Origin of the sequence: Micromonospora sp. C51 (assembly GCF_018070435.1) — a bacterium.
GTDB classification, from domain to species: Bacteria; Actinomycetota; Actinomycetes; order Mycobacteriales; family Micromonosporaceae; genus Micromonospora; species Micromonospora sediminimaris.
Window position 1 is genome coordinate 1 of the sequence record NZ_JAGPXQ010000102.1, and the last position, 412, is coordinate 412.

At 69.9% G+C, this 412-nt stretch carries 1 protein-coding gene; it reads left to right on the forward strand.

Annotated elements, in window-relative coordinates:
* The first annotated feature begins 35 nt into the window (after positions 1-35).
* Positions 36-410 carry a hypothetical protein gene (locus KBX50_RS32545; RefSeq protein ID WP_210941670.1) on the forward strand — a complete coding sequence of 125 codons (375 nt, stop codon included), beginning with the start codon at positions 36-38 and terminating at the stop codon, positions 408-410.
* The last annotated feature ends 2 nt before the right edge of the window (positions 411-412 follow it).

Consider the following 412-nt stretch of genomic DNA (forward strand, 5'->3'; position numbering starts at 1 on the left):
TCAACTGGAAGGCGTAGAGCAGAAAAGCGATCAAGGTGGACACCTCGATCAGGCCACGCTCGGCCCGCGCCCGGCTGGCAGAGGGCACCGGCGCGGAGGCCCTGCACCGGCTCTGCGCCGAGTACTTCGACCTGGGCGACCTGCTCTCACTGGTATTCGCCGAGCCGCAACTGGTCACCGACCCCGCCTGGGCCACAGGTGTCTGCGACGACGACTTCCACGCTCTGGTGGCCAGGGGGCACGCCGACGGCAGCATCGATCCGGCGCTGCCCGCCACCTGGTTGCAGTCCGTGCTCTGGGCACAGCTCTACGCGGGCTGGAGCTACCTGGCCGAACACGACGTGTCCCGCCACGAGGTGCTCGGCCTGGTCACCCGGACCGTCGCCGGCGCCGTCACCCCCCGCCCCTAACT